Source organism: Devosia sp. LC5, assembly GCF_000735585.1.
Lineage (GTDB): Bacteria > Pseudomonadota > Alphaproteobacteria > Rhizobiales > Devosiaceae > Devosia.
On record NZ_JNNO01000043.1, the window covers coordinates 90,873 to 106,987 of the forward strand.

20 protein-coding genes are annotated in these 16,115 nt (G+C 60.8%); 19 read left to right on the top strand and 1 reads right to left on the bottom strand.

Annotated features, from left to right (window positions below; genetic code table 11):
* The 11 genes from FF80_RS16615 to FF80_RS16670 all read left to right on the top strand — a co-directional run bounded on the left by FF80_RS16615 (position 1) and on the right by FF80_RS16670 (position 7,039).
* A complete protein-coding gene (locus FF80_RS16615) occupies positions 1 to 1,293 on the top strand; it encodes a phage portal protein (RefSeq protein WP_035102565.1) in 1,293 nt (430 codons plus the stop codon).
* Positions 1,271 to 2,128, top strand: coding sequence for a head maturation protease, ClpP-related (locus tag FF80_RS16620; RefSeq protein WP_035102566.1), 858 nt, complete (start codon positions 1,271 to 1,273; stop codon positions 2,126 to 2,128). The genes FF80_RS16615 and FF80_RS16620 overlap by 23 nt, the downstream gene beginning before the upstream one ends.
* A gap of 17 nt (positions 2,129 to 2,145) precedes the next feature.
* Complete coding sequence (locus FF80_RS16625) at positions 2,146 to 3,438, top strand: phage major capsid protein (protein WP_035102567.1); 1,293 nt, start codon at positions 2,146 to 2,148, stop codon at positions 3,436 to 3,438.
* Positions 3,439 to 3,500: 62 nt separating this feature from the next.
* Positions 3,501 to 3,887 (top strand): hypothetical protein, encoded by a 387-nt coding sequence (locus FF80_RS16630; RefSeq protein ID WP_035102569.1) that lies wholly within the window; start codon positions 3,501 to 3,503, stop codon positions 3,885 to 3,887.
* Between the two features lie 53 nt (positions 3,888 to 3,940).
* The gene (locus tag FF80_RS16635; protein WP_081917509.1) at positions 3,941 to 4,561 is read left to right on the top strand and encodes a phage head-tail connector protein; all 621 of its coding nucleotides are present in this window, start codon (positions 3,941 to 3,943) and stop codon (positions 4,559 to 4,561) included.
* A complete protein-coding gene (locus tag FF80_RS16640; protein ID WP_035102570.1) occupies positions 4,561 to 4,917 on the top strand; it encodes a phage head closure protein in 357 nt (118 codons plus the stop codon). The genes FF80_RS16635 and FF80_RS16640 overlap by 1 nt, the downstream gene beginning before the upstream one ends.
* A complete protein-coding gene (locus tag FF80_RS16645; protein WP_035102572.1) occupies positions 4,914 to 5,354 on the top strand; it encodes an HK97-gp10 family putative phage morphogenesis protein in 441 nt (146 codons plus the stop codon). Before FF80_RS16640 ends, FF80_RS16645 begins: the two co-directional genes overlap by 4 nt.
* Positions 5,351 to 5,533, top strand: a complete 183-nt coding sequence (locus FF80_RS16650; RefSeq protein WP_035102573.1) for a hypothetical protein — start codon at positions 5,351 to 5,353, stop codon at positions 5,531 to 5,533. The genes FF80_RS16645 and FF80_RS16650 overlap by 4 nt, the downstream gene beginning before the upstream one ends.
* Positions 5,523 to 5,915: a DUF3168 domain-containing protein gene (locus tag FF80_RS16655; RefSeq protein WP_052153681.1), complete on the top strand. Its 393-nt coding sequence runs from the start codon at positions 5,523 to 5,525 to the stop codon at positions 5,913 to 5,915. Before FF80_RS16650 ends, FF80_RS16655 begins: the two co-directional genes overlap by 11 nt.
* Before the next feature lie 58 nt (positions 5,916 to 5,973).
* On the top strand, positions 5,974 to 6,663 hold the full coding sequence (locus tag FF80_RS21130; protein WP_052153682.1) for a phage tail tube protein: 690 nt from the start codon (positions 5,974 to 5,976) through the stop codon (positions 6,661 to 6,663).
* A gap of 4 nt (positions 6,664 to 6,667) precedes the next feature.
* Entirely contained in the window at positions 6,668 to 7,039 is a 372-nt protein-coding gene (locus tag FF80_RS16670; RefSeq protein ID WP_035102574.1) for a GTA-gp10 family protein, read from the top strand.
* 260 nt (positions 7,040 to 7,299) lie between these two features.
* Here the strand turns inward: FF80_RS16670 and FF80_RS21970 are convergent, their stop codons facing one another.
* A complete protein-coding gene (locus tag FF80_RS21970; RefSeq protein WP_160172852.1) occupies positions 7,300 to 7,464 on the bottom strand; it encodes a hypothetical protein in 165 nt (54 codons plus the stop codon).
* Positions 7,465 to 7,518: 54 nt separating this feature from the next.
* Here FF80_RS21970 and FF80_RS21135 point away from each other — a divergent pair, with 54 nt between their 5' ends.
* The 8 genes from FF80_RS21135 (at position 7,519) to FF80_RS16715 (ending at position 16,062) form a co-directional block, all read left to right on the top strand.
* The gene (locus FF80_RS21135; protein WP_052153683.1) at positions 7,519 to 9,366 is read left to right on the top strand and encodes a hypothetical protein; all 1,848 of its coding nucleotides are present in this window, start codon (positions 7,519 to 7,521) and stop codon (positions 9,364 to 9,366) included.
* Between the two features lie 3 nt (positions 9,367 to 9,369).
* The gene (locus FF80_RS16685) at positions 9,370 to 10,032 is read left to right on the top strand and encodes a hypothetical protein (protein WP_035102576.1); all 663 of its coding nucleotides are present in this window, start codon (positions 9,370 to 9,372) and stop codon (positions 10,030 to 10,032) included.
* The gene (locus FF80_RS16690) at positions 10,029 to 10,664 is read left to right on the top strand and encodes a hypothetical protein (protein WP_052153684.1); all 636 of its coding nucleotides are present in this window, start codon (positions 10,029 to 10,031) and stop codon (positions 10,662 to 10,664) included. The genes FF80_RS16685 and FF80_RS16690 overlap by 4 nt, the downstream gene beginning before the upstream one ends.
* Positions 10,661 to 11,065 (top strand): hypothetical protein, encoded by a 405-nt coding sequence (locus FF80_RS16695; RefSeq protein ID WP_035102578.1) that lies wholly within the window; start codon positions 10,661 to 10,663, stop codon positions 11,063 to 11,065. Before FF80_RS16690 ends, FF80_RS16695 begins: the two co-directional genes overlap by 4 nt.
* An 18-nt stretch (positions 11,066 to 11,083) precedes the next feature.
* The gene (locus tag FF80_RS21140) at positions 11,084 to 14,125 is read left to right on the top strand and encodes a hypothetical protein (protein ID WP_052153685.1); all 3,042 of its coding nucleotides are present in this window, start codon (positions 11,084 to 11,086) and stop codon (positions 14,123 to 14,125) included.
* Positions 14,126 to 14,134: 9 nt separating this feature from the next.
* Positions 14,135 to 14,347 carry a hypothetical protein gene (locus FF80_RS16705; RefSeq protein WP_035102580.1) on the top strand — a complete coding sequence of 71 codons (213 nt, stop codon included), beginning with the start codon at positions 14,135 to 14,137 and terminating at the stop codon, positions 14,345 to 14,347.
* 62 nt (positions 14,348 to 14,409) lie between these two features.
* Positions 14,410 to 15,699 carry a hypothetical protein gene (locus FF80_RS16710; RefSeq protein WP_035102581.1) on the top strand — a complete coding sequence of 430 codons (1,290 nt, stop codon included), beginning with the start codon at positions 14,410 to 14,412 and terminating at the stop codon, positions 15,697 to 15,699.
* Entirely contained in the window at positions 15,700 to 16,062 is a 363-nt protein-coding gene (locus FF80_RS16715; protein ID WP_035102582.1) for a hypothetical protein, read from the top strand. It abuts the gene before it with no gap.
* Positions 16,063 to 16,115: the final 53 nt, after the last annotated feature.

Genomic DNA, 16,115 nt, shown 5'->3' on the forward strand with positions numbered 1-16,115 from the left:
ATGGCATTTTGGGACCGCTGGTTCGGGGGCGCTTCGTCTCCGGCGGCATTGCCGCGCGTTGAGCCTCGGGCGATGAGCAGCGGCGGCGTTGTGATCAACACGCCATCGCAACTCGAGGAGTACCTGCAGGGCGGCACCGAGAGCATCAGCGGCGAGCGCGTAAATGCAAACGCGGCGATGAAGATCGCTGCTGTCTATGCCTGCGTGCGCATCATTTCCGGTGCGGTCGCAACGCTACCGCTCCACATCAAGCGGCGCATCGATGAGCGCACGCGCGAAGACGCCTCGGACTCCGAGCTATGGAAAGTGATCCGCCGCCGGCCGAACAAGTGGCAGAAACCAAATCAATTTCGCCGCATGATGCAGGCGCACATCCTGTTGCGCGGCAATGCCTATGCGATGATTGTGCGCACGGCGGTCAAGAAAGAGGTTCAGGCCCTAATCCCGCTACACCCTGATCGAGTGACGCCGCGCCAGCGTGCCGACATGCTTATGGAATATGTGTGGAGCAGACCGGATGGCCGGCAGGTCGTGCTTCAGCAACACGAGGTGTTCCACCTCTTCGGCCTTAGCTTGGACGGTATTACCGGCGTTACGCCCATCACCTATGCCCGCGAAACCATGGGCCTGTCGTTGGCGATGGAGCGCCACGGCGCCAAGACCTTCAAGAATGGCGCAGTGGTTGGCCACGTTCTAACCCATCCGGGCAAGCTAGGTGGTGAGGGGGTCACAAACCTCAAGGCCAGCCTGGAATCGTACCGCTCCGGCGGGGAGAACGAAGGCCGCGATCTGGTTCTCGAAGAAGGGATGAAGGTCGAAAAGCTTGGCATGTCATCGGCCGATGCGCAGTGGGTCGAAAGCCGCAAGCTAAGCCGCACCGACATCTTCATGTTCTTCGGTCTTCCGCCTCATATGGCAGGCGACACCGAAAAGAGCACCAGCTGGGGCACAGGCATTGAGGCCCAGCAGCAAGGATTCCTGGCCTTCACCCTCGAGGACCATCTGGTCATGTGGGAGGAGGGTATCACGGTCGACCTGACGCCAGAGGGCAGCGACCTTTACGCCAAATTCAACCGCAACGCGCTGGTGCGCGCGGACCTCAAGACCCGCACAGCGCACTACGTCGCGATGCTGCAGTGGGGCGTCTACAGCCCCGATAAGGTGCTGGGTTTGGAAGACGAGAACCCGCGCGAGGACGGCCAGGGCGGGATCTACTACGACCCGCCCAATACGGCGGGCGGCCAGGACAAACCCGAACAGGAGACCGGCGATGAGCCTTCGCAAACTGCCTGAAATCAAGGCCTTGCAGAAACCCGCCAACTTCCAGGCCGATGCTCCAGGTGAGGCGTTTGAGGCATGGGCAGCCCAGCCGAAGGCAGCCGGCGCCACCGAGAACAACGTCATCTCGATCTTCGATATCATCGGGGAGGACTGGTGGACTGGCGAGGGGTTCACTGCCAAGCGATGCTCGGCGGCACTTCGGACCATCGGCAACGCTGACGTTCGGGTCCAGGTCAACTCGCCTGGTGGCGACGTGTTCGAGGGCCTGGCGATTTACAATCTGCTGCGCGCTCATCCTGCAAAGGTCACCATTGAGGTGATGGGCATCGCCGCCTCGGCCGCGTCCATCATTGCCATGGCGGGAGACGAGATCGTCATGGGGCTGGGCACCTTCATCATGGTGCACAACGCCTGGGGCGTTGTTGTGGGCAATCGGCACGAGCTGGCAGAGGCAGCCGGCCTTTTCGAAACCTTCGACAACGCGCTGATCGACATCTACGAGGCCCGCACCGAGCGCAAGCGTGGCGACATTGAAGCCCTGATGGATGCCGAAACCTTCATGGGCCCGAGCGAGGCCATCAAGAACGGTTTCGCCGATCGCCTCGACAATGACCTGGGCGCCGACCTGCCCGAAGCCAAGAATTCCGACCGCAGCCTTATTGCTCGCCGCCAAACAGAGGCAGCGCTGGCTAAGGCCGGTCACACCCGATCCGCCCGGCAGGAGATCCTTGCCGAACTCGGACACATCGACCCGGCCCTGCGCGATGCAAGCCGGACCCCCGCCGCGCGTGATGCAGGCGTCTCTGCAGCTTCCCTCCGGGAGCTGATCAACACCATCCGGTCATAACCCCGAAAGGAACGACCATGCAGCACGCTCTGCTGAACCCGCGCGCCCGCGGGCTGGTTTCTGTTCGCGCCGATGCGTCCGAACAGACCAAGCTCTTCGCCGAACTCCGCACCTCTTTTGAGGAATTCAAGGCGGCCCGCGAAGAAGAAATCAAGGGCCTCAACGCCAAGTTTGACGACGTTGTCAGCCGCGAGAAGGTGGACCGCATCAATGCGGAAATCACCGACCTTAACAAGGCCCTCAACGAGGTCAATGCCGCCATTGCCGCGTCGGTCATTGGTCCTGCCGGCGGCGTCAACCATGATCCCGACGTCCTGGCCCACTCGACGGCGTTCAACACCTGGTTCCGCAAGGGCGACCGGGCGCTCGACGCCGACATGCGCGAGCTCGAGGTCAAGGCGAAGATGACCACGCAGTCCGACCCGGACGGCGGGTTTCTCGTCCCTGAAGAGACCGAGGCCGGCATCGATCGCGTTCTGGGCACCGTGTCCACCATGCGCTCGCTGGCTCGTGTGATCTCCATCGGCACCAGCACCTACAAGAAGCTGGTGAATATGGGCGGCGCTGGCGCCGGCTGGGTCGGCGAGGAAGAAGCCCGTCCGGAGACGGACACCCCGACGCTGCGCGAGATCTCGATCAACGCGGCCGAACTCTACGCCAACCCGGCCATCACGCAGACCGCCCTGGACGACGCCCGCATCGATATCGCCGCCTGGCTGGCGGACGAAGTGTCGATCGAGTTCGCCGAGCAGGAAGGCACCGCCTTCATTAGCGGCAACGGCGTGAACAAGCCGCGTGGCGTCCTGTCCTACGAGGCGGTGGCAAATGCCTCCTATGTGTGGGGGAAGCTCGGCTACGTAGCCTCTGGCAAGGCTGCCGACTTCGCCGACACATCGACCACCGTCAGCAAGGCCGATGCGCTTGTCGACCTCTACTATGCGCTGAAGTCCGGCTACCGGAACAACGCATCGTGGCTGATGAGCGATGCAGTGATGGGCACCGTGCGGAAGTTCAAGGATGCCGATGGCAACTTCCTCTGGGCTCCCCCGACTGCCGCTGCTGGTGTCGCCACCATCCTGGGCAAGCCGGTCGCCAACGATGACAACATGCAGGCGGTCGGCGCTGGCAACTTCCCGATCGCCTTCGGGGATTTCAACCGTGGCTATCTGATCGTTGACCGCTTCGGCGTCCGCGTTCTGCGCGACCCCTACACCAACAAGCCCTTCGTGCACTTCTACACCACGAAGCGCGTCGGCGGTGGCGTGGTCAACTTCGAAGCGATCAAGCTCCTTAAGATCGCCGCCTCCTGATCCATGGCGGGCGGCTTCGGTCGCCCGCTCATCCTCCGTTTCATCTCTGAAAGGACAGTCCCATGAAGGACTTCATTTCCGGCATCGGCATAATTGCCGCACTAGCTCCTGCCGTGGTCGCTGCATCTGCCGATGGCCCCGCAGTTGATCTCCAGGGCTTCAACTCTGCCACGCTGATCGTCAACACAGGCGCGATTGTCGGCGCTGGGCTCTACGATGTGAAGCTCCAGCACAGCGACACCACCACTGGCGGCGACTTTGTCGACGTGCCTGCGGCAGATCTTCTTGGCGCCCTTCCGGCCGACCTGGCTGCCGCTTCGGTCTACAAGCAGGGCTACAAGGGCACCAAGCGCTACATTCGCGCTGTCATCACCAAGCAGTCTGGCACCTCGATTGCCGCTGGCGCGGTGATTGTTCGCGGCCATCCCTACGACGCTCCCGTCGCGTAAGCCAAAAAGGGGCGGCCAGTCCGCCCCTTTCTAACCCTCCCATGAGGTCTAGCATGCACAGCCCAGTCCTCGTTACCGCTCCCGCAATGACGCCTGTCTCTCTGCCAGAGGCAAAGGTGCAGCTTGCCGTTGATCATGATGAGCATGACGACATGATCACAGCGTTCATCGCCGCAGCGGTAGATCATCTGGACGGATGGACCGGCATCCTGGGCCGAGCCTTGGTCGAGCAGACCTGGCGCCAGGACTTCGACAGTTTTTCGGGCTGCATGCGCATTGCGCTCGCCCCGGTGATTTCGATCACCAGCATCACCTATCGCAATGCCGCCGGCCAGATTTCGACGGTCACGAGCAGCGATTACACCCTGCTGGCCGATGCGCTCGGCCCGTATGTGGAGTTCAAGAGCGACTTTGAACGGCCGTCTGATCTCAACGAGACCAAGCCAGTTTCCCTCACCTATCTGGCGGGCTACCCGACAACGCCGGAAGTGCCGGCAGACGGCGAAACCCCCGCCATTCCTGCTGTGAGCAATATCCCGCCGGCCATCAAGGCGGCGATCCTGATCCATGTCCGGCTGATGTATGACGCATATCGGCTCGGCGCTGATGCGGGCCCGATCCCGACCGGCGCCATTGATGCGCTGATCACGCCGTACCGCCGGGTGTTTTTCTAATGGAAGCGGGCGTCCTCGATCGCCGCATTACCCTCCAGCGCTACGGCATCACCTATAACGATGACAATGAGCCCATTGAAGGCTGGGAAGAGATCGGGAAACGCTGGGCCTCGAAAGAGGACGTCAGCGACGGCGAAAAGGTTCGGGCTGCCCAGGTGGGCGCATCTGTCTCCTCGCGGTTCCGTGTGCGCTATGACAGCCTGACCAGCACGATTACCGCGGCTGATCGGCTGACCTGCGAAGGCGTTCAGTATGTCATCAGCGGGACCAAGGAAGGCGACGGGCGCAGAGAAGAAATTGAGATCACCGCTGCGCGTCCGAATGACAACCTAGTACCGGCAGATCCTGCACCATGAAGGTCCGTGTTTCCTTTGTCGGAGGCAGGGAACTGGACGAAGCGCTCAACCAGTTCACGCCGTCAAAGCGCCGGGCCATTGGTCGCGTGGCGCTGGACAATGCCGGCGAGATCACCGCGAAGGCAGCTCGAGCATTGGCGCCCGTGGATAGCGGCGGGCTGCGCGAGAGCATCGAGGTATCCGGCACGCTGTCTCGGGCCCAGAAGTCGCAGCACGCCAAGGCAGCCGAACAAGAACGATTCATCGGCCCAGACAGCCGGCCTCAGGCGCATCTTCGCGAGTTTGGCAGCGATGGCAACGCGCCCCAGCCGTTCCTTCGGCCGGCGTGGGACCAGACCAAGAATGCGGTCAAGGATCGCATTGGCGATGAATTGTGGGTCGGCATTGAGAAGGCCGTCAAAGCAGCGGCGCGCAAGGCATTGAGGGCGAAGTCATGAAGCTAAAACTGCAGGTTGTCGGCCACCATCTCATGCTTTGCGACGAGAGCGGCGAGCCCCTGCCAAACCAGACCCGCATCGATATCAGCGACAGGATCGATGACCTTCCTCGCCTGACTGTGGAATTCATCATCGACGGCGAGAACATAACACCGGCCGAGTCCGAAGATGCAAACTAAGCTCGCCGGGCTATTGCTCGCCCATGCGCCACTTGCAGCCCTGGTCGCGAACCGCATCCAGTGGGACACGCTGCCCCAAGGGTCGGCTCAGCCCTCGATCGTCATGTATGTGATCAGTGGCGTGACGGACTACACCATGCAGGGCGCCAGCGGGTATGTTCAGACCCGCGTGCAGTTCGACTGCCGGGGCACGACCGCGGCATCTGCCCGCGCCGTTGCTGAAGCCGTTGAGGCCCGCCTGTCGGGCTTTCATGGCGAGTTCGGCGGCTACAAATTCCAGGGCTGTTTCGCTCAGGGTCAGCGCACGCGGTTCGACAAAGATACCGCCACGAGCTGGTTCACGGACAGCCGAGACTTCACGATCCATTGGGCTCCGGCCTGATCTAGCCCTATCGCGCCGTGGGCTGGCGCTTACAGCATCTACAATTTGGAGAACTGACATGGCCGACACCGCGGCAATGATCGGCTTTGGCACCGTCTTCGAGATGGCTGATGAGCTGACCCCGACGACCTTCGTCGCCTTTGGCGAAGTCATCACCGTCGATCCCGGCGAGGACGAGGATGAGGAAGTCGAGGCGACGCATATGCAGAGCCCTGACGCTACCAGGGAGTATATCCCAGGTCTGACGACGCCCGGCGAAATGGTTGTCGGGATGAACTACATCCCCGGCAGCGCAACAGATCTGGCGATCATCGCCTCGCGCCGCAAACGCAACATCGGTCGTGTCACTCTTCCCAATGGCGTGCGCAAGACCTTTCCAATCGTGCGCCGCGGCTATGCCACGGAAATCCCTCTGGACGACCGGATGACGGCAACCGCCACCTTCCGTCGCGCTGGCTCCACGACTACCGACGCTGCCACGGCTCCGGTCAATGGCATCCTGCCCGCCATCCACGGCACTCCGGCAGACGGCGAGACGCTGACCGCAAATCCGGGGATCTGGGCGCCCTTTGCCATGTTCACCTACCAGTGGAATGCCGATGGCGTTGCCATCCCCGGCGCCGAGTCCCCAACGTTGGTGCTGGACACCGACAATGTCGGTGAGGCTATTTCCGTCACCGTTACCGCGACGAACACGGGCGGCTCGGCCTCGGCCACTTCGGCGCCAACCACTGCAGTGACGGCCTAACCCCATGGCGAATGAACTTTTGGGAGAGGTGGACTTTCCGGTAGGCGACAAGACCTATCGGCTTCGCCTCTCGATCAACCAGATCATCCAGGTCGAAGACATCCTGGGCATGGGCATCATCAAGATTGCCGGCATGTTCAATGATGTCGAAAACCTGACGGCCGGCAGTGTTCGCGCAGTGCTTTGGGGTGCGCTGCGCGAGCATCACCCTGAAATCGATATCATGGGCGCTGGCGACATCATGGCTGAGGCTCGCCTTCAGCCCACCATCGAACATGTTGGGCGGGCTCTGCAGGCGGCATTCCCGACAGCGGAGGGTAAGGAGCCCCCTTCTCCAAGGCGGGGTCGGGCTGGGAATGGGAAGCGCTCTACGTAGCGTTTTCCTCCTTCGCTCCCGACCCCGAGGCGTATTGGTATCTCACCCCGCGTCAGCTGACCGCCCGGTTCAAAGCGGCGTCTGAGCGGCGTCTGAGGGAGCATGACGACCGGATGTCTCTGGCCTGGAATATCGAGGCGTTGGCAAGGGCAAAGAAGATGCCGACGCTGGAGAGCATGCGCAGCAGTAAAGCCGCCAAGCAGGCGCCGCGGAAGCAATCTTGGGAAACGCAGGCGGCTCTGTTCAGTACCTGGTGAGGGCTACCGCTTCATGGTCCGCAGAACTTCGGACAGCCCGAACAGGATCACGGCCGAGAACAGGCCGACTGCAGCCAGGATCACCTGAATGTCGCTGCGCATGCTGGCGATGCTGACCGCGAACAGCAAGAGCCCGAGAACGCCGAACACGGCCAAGAGAATACGCATGTCGCCCCCAAAAAGAGGCGGCACGCTAACCCCGTAACGAACTGAGGTAAAGTCATGGCTGCTGTCGTCGGGGCGCTCCGGGTCGATCTAGGACTCAACTCCGCTGAGTTTTCGGCTGGTCTGAAGAAGGCGTCCGCCGGTCTGGGCAATTTCGCCAAGACGGCCGGTATTGGCCTGGCCGCGGTTGCTACGGCAGCTGCGGCGGCCGGCGCCGCGTTGGGTGTAGCTATCAAGGGCGCGATCGACAATGCTGACGAACTCAGCAAGACGGCCCAGAAAGTCGGCGTGACGACTGAGGCGCTGTCGCGGTTGAACTATGCCGCCAGCCTTTCGGACGTGAGCCTCGGGCAGCTATCGACTGGCCTTGGTCGGCTCACCGCAGGCATGTCGCAGATTGCGCAGGGCTCCGGTGGCCAGGCCAAGATGGCATTCGATGCGCTAGGTATATCGGCGCTGAACTCTGCCGGGCAGTTGCGCGGCACCGATGAAGTGCTCGCAGATGTCGCCGAGCGCTTCGGCCGGATGGAAGACGGTGCCACTAAAACGGCGCTGGCCATTGCTCTGTTCGGTCGGTCGGGTGCTGATCTCATTCCTATGCTCAATTTGGGCAAGAATGGATTGGCTGAACTAGCGGCCGAGGCCGATCGGCTGGGCATCACCCTCGATACCAATACGGGCCGGGCTGCCGAGCAGTTCAATGACAGCATTACCCGGCTGCAAGCGACGTTTCAGGGCGTCATCAACAAGATCATGCAGGGCGCGCTACCGGCGTTGAACGATCTTGCAGACAAGATTTCAGACCCGCAGTTCGCCGAATCTGCCCAGGCTATTGGTCTGGCCATTGTCGATGCGATGAAGATGGCCGTTGATTCCATCAACACCGTGGTCGGCGCCTTCACAGCGCTCCAGGGCGCGATGAGTTGGATGAACAACAATGACATGTTCGGCAACGCCATTGACCGCGGCAACGGCGCCGGCAAGGAATTCCAACGGTTCAACACGGAAGATGAGGCGAAGGCGCTCCTGACGGACGCGCTTAATTCGGGCCAGACCGGCGGGCCTGGGGCTGACTTCTACGCCGGGATATTCGGCGCACCGGCTTCCGAGATCGCCGCATCGGCCGAGCAGGTGGCCGCGGCATTCGAGCCAGTCATCACAAATACCAAGGAAGCGGCAGCCGGCGCATCTACGCTCAAGGCCGCTATGTCCGAAGGTAAGGCAGTATTCGAATCTACTCGCACTCCGGCTGAAACCTATGGCCTCGAGGTGGAGCGATTGAACGCGCTCCTTGAGCAGGGCGCGATCGACCAGGACACGTACAACAGGGCGGTTTTGCAGGCCCAGGACACCTTTCAGAAGGCCGAGATGGCCGGAAACCAGTTGGCCTCTACGCTCGCTAGCGGCCTCGCCAATGTCTTTACGAGCGTAGTTGATGGATCAAAGTCTGCGGTTGAGGCCGTAGGCGATCTACTGAAGTCGCTTGGTCAGATGCTGATCAATCAGGGGTTTCAGGCGCTGATCGGAGGCATCTTTGGTGGCGGCGGTGGTGGTATTGGCTCAATTTTCTCGGGCATCTTCGGGGGCGGAGGGCTAAAGCTCGGCTACAACGGTATTCCGGGCTACGCCAATGGCACGAAATCCGCGCCCGGTGGTTATGCATGGGTGGGGGAGCGCGGGCCCGAACTCGTCAACCTTCCGCGCGGCGCGCAGGTTCTTCCCCATCAGCAGTCGATGGCGACAGCGGCAAACCAGGCCAGTGCTGTGTCCATCCGCCTTGTCATGCCTGAGGGCTGGAAGGCGGAGGTCATCGATGAGGCCCGTTCCGGCGCCCGTCAGGACACCATCACCATCGTCCAGGAGAACGAAAAAGCTCTCCAAAACTACCGCCAGAACGGAGGTTAATCGATGCCGACCGTTCTTTCTCTCCCCGACATCCCTGGGTGGAAGAGTGTTGAGTTCGACCCCATCCGCCCGCGGGACACCGATCGTATGGAGGGGCGCCGCACCGAGGCCCAGATATTCGGCACATCATGGTGGGCGGCATCGTACTCCGCTCCATTCCTTTCCGAGATCGACTTCGGCAAGATGGACGCTTTCATGATGACCGCTGGCGACAGTGGCGAGGTGTTCCGGGCCTATGACCCGTTCCGGCCCAGGCCGATTGCGTGGACCCTGGCCAACGGGGATGTGCCGCTGTCCGGGGACAGGGCAGGCGGTGGGGCATTCGACGGAACTGCGACGATCACGGCCCGCACCGCGACGACACTCACCATAAGCGGCCTACCCGCCAACTTTCAGTTCAGGGCTGGCGACTATGTCGAAGTGGTGAAGTCGGAAACCGTCATCTCACTGCACCGTATCGTGGCCGACGTTCAAGCCGATATTCTGGGCATCGTCACGCTCGCCATCCGCTACGCGCTCGATCTTCAGACCTTCACGCTGCCCCTCACGGCCAACTTCGAAAAGCCGTCCTGTCTCATGCAGGTCGACCCCGCCAGCTATCGCGGGCCCAAGGCGTGGAGTGCCCGCAATCCAAGTTTCTCCGCGCAGGAAGTATTCTTCTCATGAGCCTTGATCCTGCTGTTGAGGACCTACTCGAAGAAGGCCAAATCCTTCGGCTCGACCTGATCCGCTTTGACCTGCCGGGTAAGACCGTCGGCTATCATCGTGGCGGCCGGCCATACACCTATAACGGCCTCGTCTACCTGCCCAACCGCTATCTCGATATGGGCGAGATGAACCAGGCGCTCGGCACCGCGATAACGACGCGCGTCATCCGATTTTCGAACGTGCCGACCGCCGATCCCGACGACGCAATCGCCAAAATCGAAGAGTTTGCCTACACCAATGCTCCGGTGATCGTCTCGCATCTGGCGGGTGATCCGGAAACCGACCAGGTTGTCGGCATCCTGGCCTCCTCGATCTATGAGATCGACCATGTGCGCTATCTCAAGGGCGCCATGTCCGACAATGGCGAGCGCACGGTGACGCTGGAAATCACCCTGGAGCCGCCGGGGCGCTCGGCGCGCGGGGCAACGCACGTCAAGCGCGCCCAGGCCGAGCAGCAGTTCGACAATCTGGCGACCGACACCTGCCTTGAATACGCATCGACCGTGGCGACCGTCCCCGAAGAATGGGGGCAGACGGGATCACAGGGGAGTTCATCTTCCGGGGCGTCGATGAGCTGGAACAAAAAATGACCAAGACCAGGTTCGAAATCGTCAAGGCCGTGATCGATGCCGAGATGGCCTCGCCCTATGCCTATGGTACGGCGGATTGCTTCTTCTTTGGCTGCCGGGTTGCCGATGCGCTGGACGCCTCTCTCGATCTGGCAAAGACCTATGCCGGCTCCTACAAGACGCTGCGGGGCGCACAGATGGCGTTGCGGCGACGTGGCCACAAATCCCTCATCGGCCTGTTCGCAGGCCACCTGACGCCATGTGGGCCTGCTGAGGCCCGTATCGGTGACATTGGGATAATGCTGCTGGCCGATGGCGAGCATGTCGGCGTCTGCGTCGGCTCCAAGTTCATCACCAAGACATGGCGCGGCCGGTCGTTCCTCGATCTTGCTGATTGCAAAGCCGCGTTCCGCGTCGGCTAACTCCCGGATCCAAAATCCATGGTAATTTTTACGGCAATCGGCACCGCGGTTGCGGGAGCGCTATTTGCTGGCTCCGCCCTGGCGGCATCCATCATTGCCGGCGGGTTATCGTTCGGCGCGTCGCTGCTGCTCTCCTCGCTGACCCGGCCCAAGGCAGCGCGGAACGAGCCCTATTCTGCTGTGCAGGGCCAGATCCAGTACGGCGCGCAGGTTCCTGTCAGCGCTCTCTTCGGCGAAGGCAAGGTTCGGGGGCACCACGTCTATTATGCCAAGTACGGCTCCGGCAATAAGTACAATGCCGATGTGTTCATCCTGGCCAATGGGTGGTGCGACGGGCTCGATGGCAGGGTCTACTTCTATGGTGAGAAGCACGACCTGGTCGCCCGGCCCATTATCGGAAACGAGATTTCCCATTATGGCGTGAGCGGCTTCGACAACCTGATCTCGATCCGCTTCTATGACGGGCGGCCAGGGCAGGGCGTCGATACGAAACTGGTGGCCGATACCGCTGCGCTCGGCAATACGTGGAAGGCCACATCGGTTTGCGCCGGCATGACCTATGTCGTGGTCGAGCGGGAATACGATGCCGATAAATTCAACAAGGGTCGCCCCGATTTTGAGTTCGTGCTGCGCGGACTGCGCGAATATGACCCGCGTAAGGACAGCACCGTTGCCGGCGGCAGCGGGCCCCAGAGGATCGATGATCCCGCTACGTGGGTGCACACAAAAAACCCGGTCGTGCATCGCCTGAACTATCAGCTCGGCTTGCGGGGGCTGCTCTCGGGCCGGACGCTCGTTGGTGAAGGTAAGTCGCTCGGTCAGTTGGATCTGGGGACCTATTTTGCTGCGATGAATGTGGCGGACACGCCGCGCCTCGGCAAGCCGACCTATGAGGCGTCGATCTTCGTCAACGGCGAGGACGATCACACCGAAGTTCTCAAGGAACTGGACGACGCCATTGCTGGCTATGCCCTCAACAGGCGTGGCTTGTCCGGCGTCATCGCAGGCGCGCCGCAGATCCCCGTCGCCTCTATCACGGCCGATGATATTCCGGTCGGCCGGGCGCAGGAGGTCCAGCGGCGCAAGTCGGCGTTTGGTCTGTTCAACTACATATCGGGGCAATTCACCTCGCCGGAGAGCCTTTGGAACCCGGAAAGCCTCACGCCTGTCTTCGTCAATCTCGACGTGGCGGCCGATGGGCGTGTGCGGCAGACATCAAACGACTTCCTGCAGGTCACCGATCCCGACATTGCGCAATATCTGCTCAACATCCGGTATCGCCAGAACCGCAAGGGCGGCTCGGCCACGGTTCCGGTGTCGCGCAGGGTCGGCCTCAATGTTCAGGAGGGCGAGTGGGTCGAATTTGACGGTCTGGAATGGCTGGTCACGGGCTGGCGCTGCGATGCGCAATTCCGCTGTACGCTGACGCTGGCTGAAACGGGCGCAGACGTCTATTCGGAAGCCGGCATCGAACCGGGCCCGATCGTCGTTCCGCCCACGGCCCCGCTGAACCCGTCGCTGCTATCGACGGTGCAGAATTTCTCGGCCGCTGTCGGGTTTATCCAGAACAGTGACGGCGAGGAAGCGCCTGTGCTCGAGTTCACGTGGACCCCGCCAGAAGACCCGTCGATGACGGCGGTGCGGTTCTTCTATTTCGTTGGCGAAGATCCGACTGGGCAGACCGTCTATCAGGACCAGACCACCGATGTGGAGGCGGGGACCTACGCCACCACCAAGAATATCATCCCAGGGGTGCACTACACTGCCCGCGCCACGATCACGACCGTTCCCGACCGGCTCAAGACCTATACGCCTTGGGTGACCACTGAGATCATCACCGGCCCCTTTACGCTGGGCCTGGACGCCATTGCCGACGAGGTCGCTGAGAAGGTCGCCGAACTCGACGAATGGACGCGCTACAACACCCGCGAGACGATCGAGGAAAAGCGTAAGGCCATTCTGCTCAATGTTGCAGGGGCCGTGGGGGACTATAACGACCGCCAGCATATCCGGCAGGAAGCGGCATCCACTTTCGAGGCCAGCAAGGCTTCATGGTCGCTGGATATTCTCACGGCGACCGGCCCAAACTCGGCGTTGTCGCTGCGGATTGAGCAGTTGGACGCCGAGGTTTTCGACCCTGTAACTGGCCTGCCAGCCGTGGCCTCTGCGGTCGATCTGCTCTCGACCGAGGTGAATGATCCCGGCACGGGTCTGCAGGCTGTTGGCAATGCCATTCTGTCGCTGGTGTCGAGTGTGCCTGGTGCCTCGGCCGAGGGGCTGATGCGCATCTATACGTCTGCGGCTGCGGTTGGTGAGGAAGTGCGTATTGCCCTGTCGGCCGCGACTAGTGGAGCGGACGGACCAGCCAATGCAGCCCTCTATATCACGGCGGGCGGCGGCAATTCAGATATCCTGCTGGTAGCCAATCGCATTGCTGCAGTCACCGGGCCTGCCGGTGCAAAGTACGGAATTTTCGTCGTCGATGCCGGCGTGGTGTGGATGGACGAAGCCCGTATCCGGAACCTGACAGCGGCAAACATCCAGACCCGATCGCTTACTGCTGACAAGCTGGTTGCGGGAACGCTTACTTCAGCTGAGATCAACGTCCAGCAGCTCGTCGCATCGAATGCGTTCCTGACTTATCTTCGGGTCGGAAGCGCTCAAATCGATGACCTGTCAGTCGGCCGGATCAAGATCGCCAATGGGGCAGTGACGGATTTTGTAACTCACTCAGCGAGTGGTGCGGGCACAACTAACCAGTTGGTGTTTGATGGCCCAACATTCATCGCAACAGACGGTCCATGGATTGAAACCGCAACCGCGTCATCGTCAAGGACTACTGCCGGCTCCACGAACATAGACTTCGTTTTGGTCAACGTATCCACAGGAGCCTTACTTACCGTGGCTGAGGCCAATAACAGCATGAGCCACAGCGGTATCCGCATGGGGACGCCAGGGCAAACCTACCGGTATCGTATTACGGCGTCTACCACTTGGGACGATCAGTCAGGCAGTTGGACAATCAACCTGGCATTTGGCGCAACGCTCTGGCGCAAATAGGAGGCCCCAATGGCCAAGAAACAATCTGAACAGGCAGAACCCCAGCAGGTCAGCCCAATGGCGGCACTGCTCGCCCTGGGCGGACGGCATGAAGTGCTGGATGCCTACTACTCCAACCGCGTCAAGGTGCTGGAGAATGACAAGCTGATGCTTCAGGCCCGGGTGGCGGAGCTCGAGGCCGAGATCGACGCGATGAAGCCGCCACCGTCACCCGCCAATTAACTAGCCGCCACCGTCACCCGCCACAGCCGCCGCAAGGCGGTTTTTTATTGCCTGGAGATACCATGGCCATCGATATCGACCAAAGCCATTACAATACCGGCACGGCAACGGTCGCCGAAACCGACACGATCGTTACGTTCCAGGGCGCCGGAACTCTGGGAACGGAGTTCCGAAAGGGCGATCAGTTCGGTACGCACGTGGGCATGCCGACCCGCATTGCCGAGATTGGTCCGGCAATTGGGTTGTCTGCATCTCAGATTCTGCTGGCTTACCCATGGCTCGGCCCATCGCAGACAGAAGCGCCCTATGAAATCCAACGGGTGCCCTTTGACCTGGGCTACCAGCAGGCCATCAATGAGCTGTTGGAACTGCTCGGGGGCGGGATACTGCCTGGGCTTGCCGGGCTTGATGGCACGGGCGGCGACAAGGGCATTACCCTTACTGGCGCCGGAACAGCGGCGACCTTTGCCCAGATGGCATGGGCTCGCGCCATGCAGGGGCTGGTTGGTGCCGCTGACAAGTTTCCTTATCTTGATAGCGCCGATACCGCGGCACTTGCTGACCTGACAGAAACGGCGAGGACCTTGCTTGCGAATGCCGATGCTTCGGGGATGCAGGATACCTTGGGCTTCAGCACCTTCTTTAAATCGCTGGTCGATGACGCCACGGCCGGTGATGTGCTAACCTCTTTGGGATTCAGCACCTTCTTTAAATCGCTGGTCGATGACGCCACGGCCGGTGATGTGCTAACCTCTTTGGGATTCAGCGAGTTCGTCAAATCCCTGGTCGATGATGCCAATGGATCGGCTGTGCGAAGCTCGATCGGCGCCATAGCCATTGAAGACACAGGTCGTCGATTATTGCAGCGTTTTGGCCCTGCTGAGCTAGCTGGTGTCAGCGGCATCACTTTAACGCTTCCTCCTGAATACGCATTCTTTGAAATAAAGATTGCAGGTTTATATTCAGATGCAGGAGGAACCTATTCCGCGTATTTTGGGGATGATGCTCAAATATATTTCGGAGCGAACGAGTACCAAAATGAAGTTCTTCAAACGAGCAATTCTACTGTCATATCCGCTAGCTTTCTTGCCTCACGCCTAGACGTGGCGATAATGGCAAGTGCGTTAGGGGAATTTAACGCAGATTTTTCTATCTATCCCGGTGCGGTGGCAGGAGGAAGGCGCCCGTCACTTCGCCATGTTTCTTACCAAACACCAGATAGGGTCGACCACTTTTTAGGCACTCGTCATGGGTCTTTGCTACCGTCAATCGGGCGGGCTACTCGTTTCCAAATTTTGTTTGGTGGGACTTTAGGGTCTGTCGGCAATATTAGCTTTTGGGGAGTATTGTAAATGACAGAGTACCACTTGATTGACGGTGAGCGAGTAGCCCTTACACCTGCTGAAGCGGCGGCATTCAAGCGGCCACCAACTCCGCCGGCCATCGTAGAAGTCAAAGCGGAGTGCCGGCGCCGCATCTTGCTTGTCATGACCGAAGACAAGCAACGCAATACGCTGGCGGCAGGACAAACAGCAGTGATGCAATATGGCGCAGACCCGGCGAATTGGCCGGTTGATCTGCAACAGCAACAGGCTGAAGCAAGTGCTGCATGGGCGATCATCGTGCAACTGCGCGCAAGGTCTGATGCAATCGAGGCTATGAACCCGATCCCGCTCGATTTCAGAGACGATGCGTATTGGACTCAAGCGGCTTAGCTGGACGCCCTTTGGCAGTGCGGAGCAAGTTAAGGCCGGTAGTACTCCCTAAC

What these genes read in the sequence shown, in the direction of transcription:
- FF80_RS16615 (WP_035102565.1), top strand. Translation starts at nt 1, where the DNA reads ATGGCATTTTGGGACCGCTGGTTCGGGGGCGCTTCGTCTCCGGCGGCA.
- FF80_RS16640 (WP_035102570.1), top strand. Translation starts at nt 4,561, where the DNA reads ATGGAAGCGGGCGTCCTCGATCGCCGCATTACCCTCCAGCGCTACGGC.
- FF80_RS16655 (WP_052153681.1), top strand. Translation starts at nt 5,523, where the DNA reads ATGCAAACTAAGCTCGCCGGGCTATTGCTCGCCCATGCGCCACTTGCA.
- FF80_RS16715 (WP_035102582.1), top strand. Translation starts at nt 15,700, where the DNA reads ATGACAGAGTACCACTTGATTGACGGTGAGCGAGTAGCCCTTACACCT.
- FF80_RS16685 (WP_035102576.1), top strand. Translation starts at nt 9,370, where the DNA reads ATGCCGACCGTTCTTTCTCTCCCCGACATCCCTGGGTGGAAGAGTGTT.
- FF80_RS21130 (WP_052153682.1), top strand. Translation starts at nt 5,974, where the DNA reads ATGGCCGACACCGCGGCAATGATCGGCTTTGGCACCGTCTTCGAGATG.
- FF80_RS16620 (WP_035102566.1), top strand. Translation starts at nt 1,271, where the DNA reads ATGAGCCTTCGCAAACTGCCTGAAATCAAGGCCTTGCAGAAACCCGCC.
- FF80_RS21970 (WP_160172852.1), bottom strand. Translation starts at nt 7,464, where the DNA reads ATGCGTATTCTCTTGGCCGTGTTCGGCGTTCTCGGGCTCTTGCTGTTC.
- FF80_RS16705 (WP_035102580.1), top strand. Translation starts at nt 14,135, where the DNA reads ATGGCCAAGAAACAATCTGAACAGGCAGAACCCCAGCAGGTCAGCCCA.
- FF80_RS16635 (WP_081917509.1), top strand. Translation starts at nt 3,941, where the DNA reads ATGCACAGCCCAGTCCTCGTTACCGCTCCCGCAATGACGCCTGTCTCT.
- FF80_RS16625 (WP_035102567.1), top strand. Translation starts at nt 2,146, where the DNA reads ATGCAGCACGCTCTGCTGAACCCGCGCGCCCGCGGGCTGGTTTCTGTT.
- FF80_RS16630 (WP_035102569.1), top strand. Translation starts at nt 3,501, where the DNA reads ATGAAGGACTTCATTTCCGGCATCGGCATAATTGCCGCACTAGCTCCT.
- FF80_RS16690 (WP_052153684.1), top strand. Translation starts at nt 10,029, where the DNA reads ATGAGCCTTGATCCTGCTGTTGAGGACCTACTCGAAGAAGGCCAAATC.
- FF80_RS21135 (WP_052153683.1), top strand. Translation starts at nt 7,519, where the DNA reads ATGGCTGCTGTCGTCGGGGCGCTCCGGGTCGATCTAGGACTCAACTCC.
- FF80_RS16710 (WP_035102581.1), top strand. Translation starts at nt 14,410, where the DNA reads ATGGCCATCGATATCGACCAAAGCCATTACAATACCGGCACGGCAACG.
- FF80_RS16650 (WP_035102573.1), top strand. Translation starts at nt 5,351, where the DNA reads ATGAAGCTAAAACTGCAGGTTGTCGGCCACCATCTCATGCTTTGCGAC.
- FF80_RS16695 (WP_035102578.1), top strand. Translation starts at nt 10,661, where the DNA reads ATGACCAAGACCAGGTTCGAAATCGTCAAGGCCGTGATCGATGCCGAG.
- FF80_RS16645 (WP_035102572.1), top strand. Translation starts at nt 4,914, where the DNA reads ATGAAGGTCCGTGTTTCCTTTGTCGGAGGCAGGGAACTGGACGAAGCG.
- FF80_RS21140 (WP_052153685.1), top strand. Translation starts at nt 11,084, where the DNA reads ATGGTAATTTTTACGGCAATCGGCACCGCGGTTGCGGGAGCGCTATTT.
- FF80_RS16670 (WP_035102574.1), top strand. Translation starts at nt 6,668, where the DNA reads ATGGCGAATGAACTTTTGGGAGAGGTGGACTTTCCGGTAGGCGACAAG.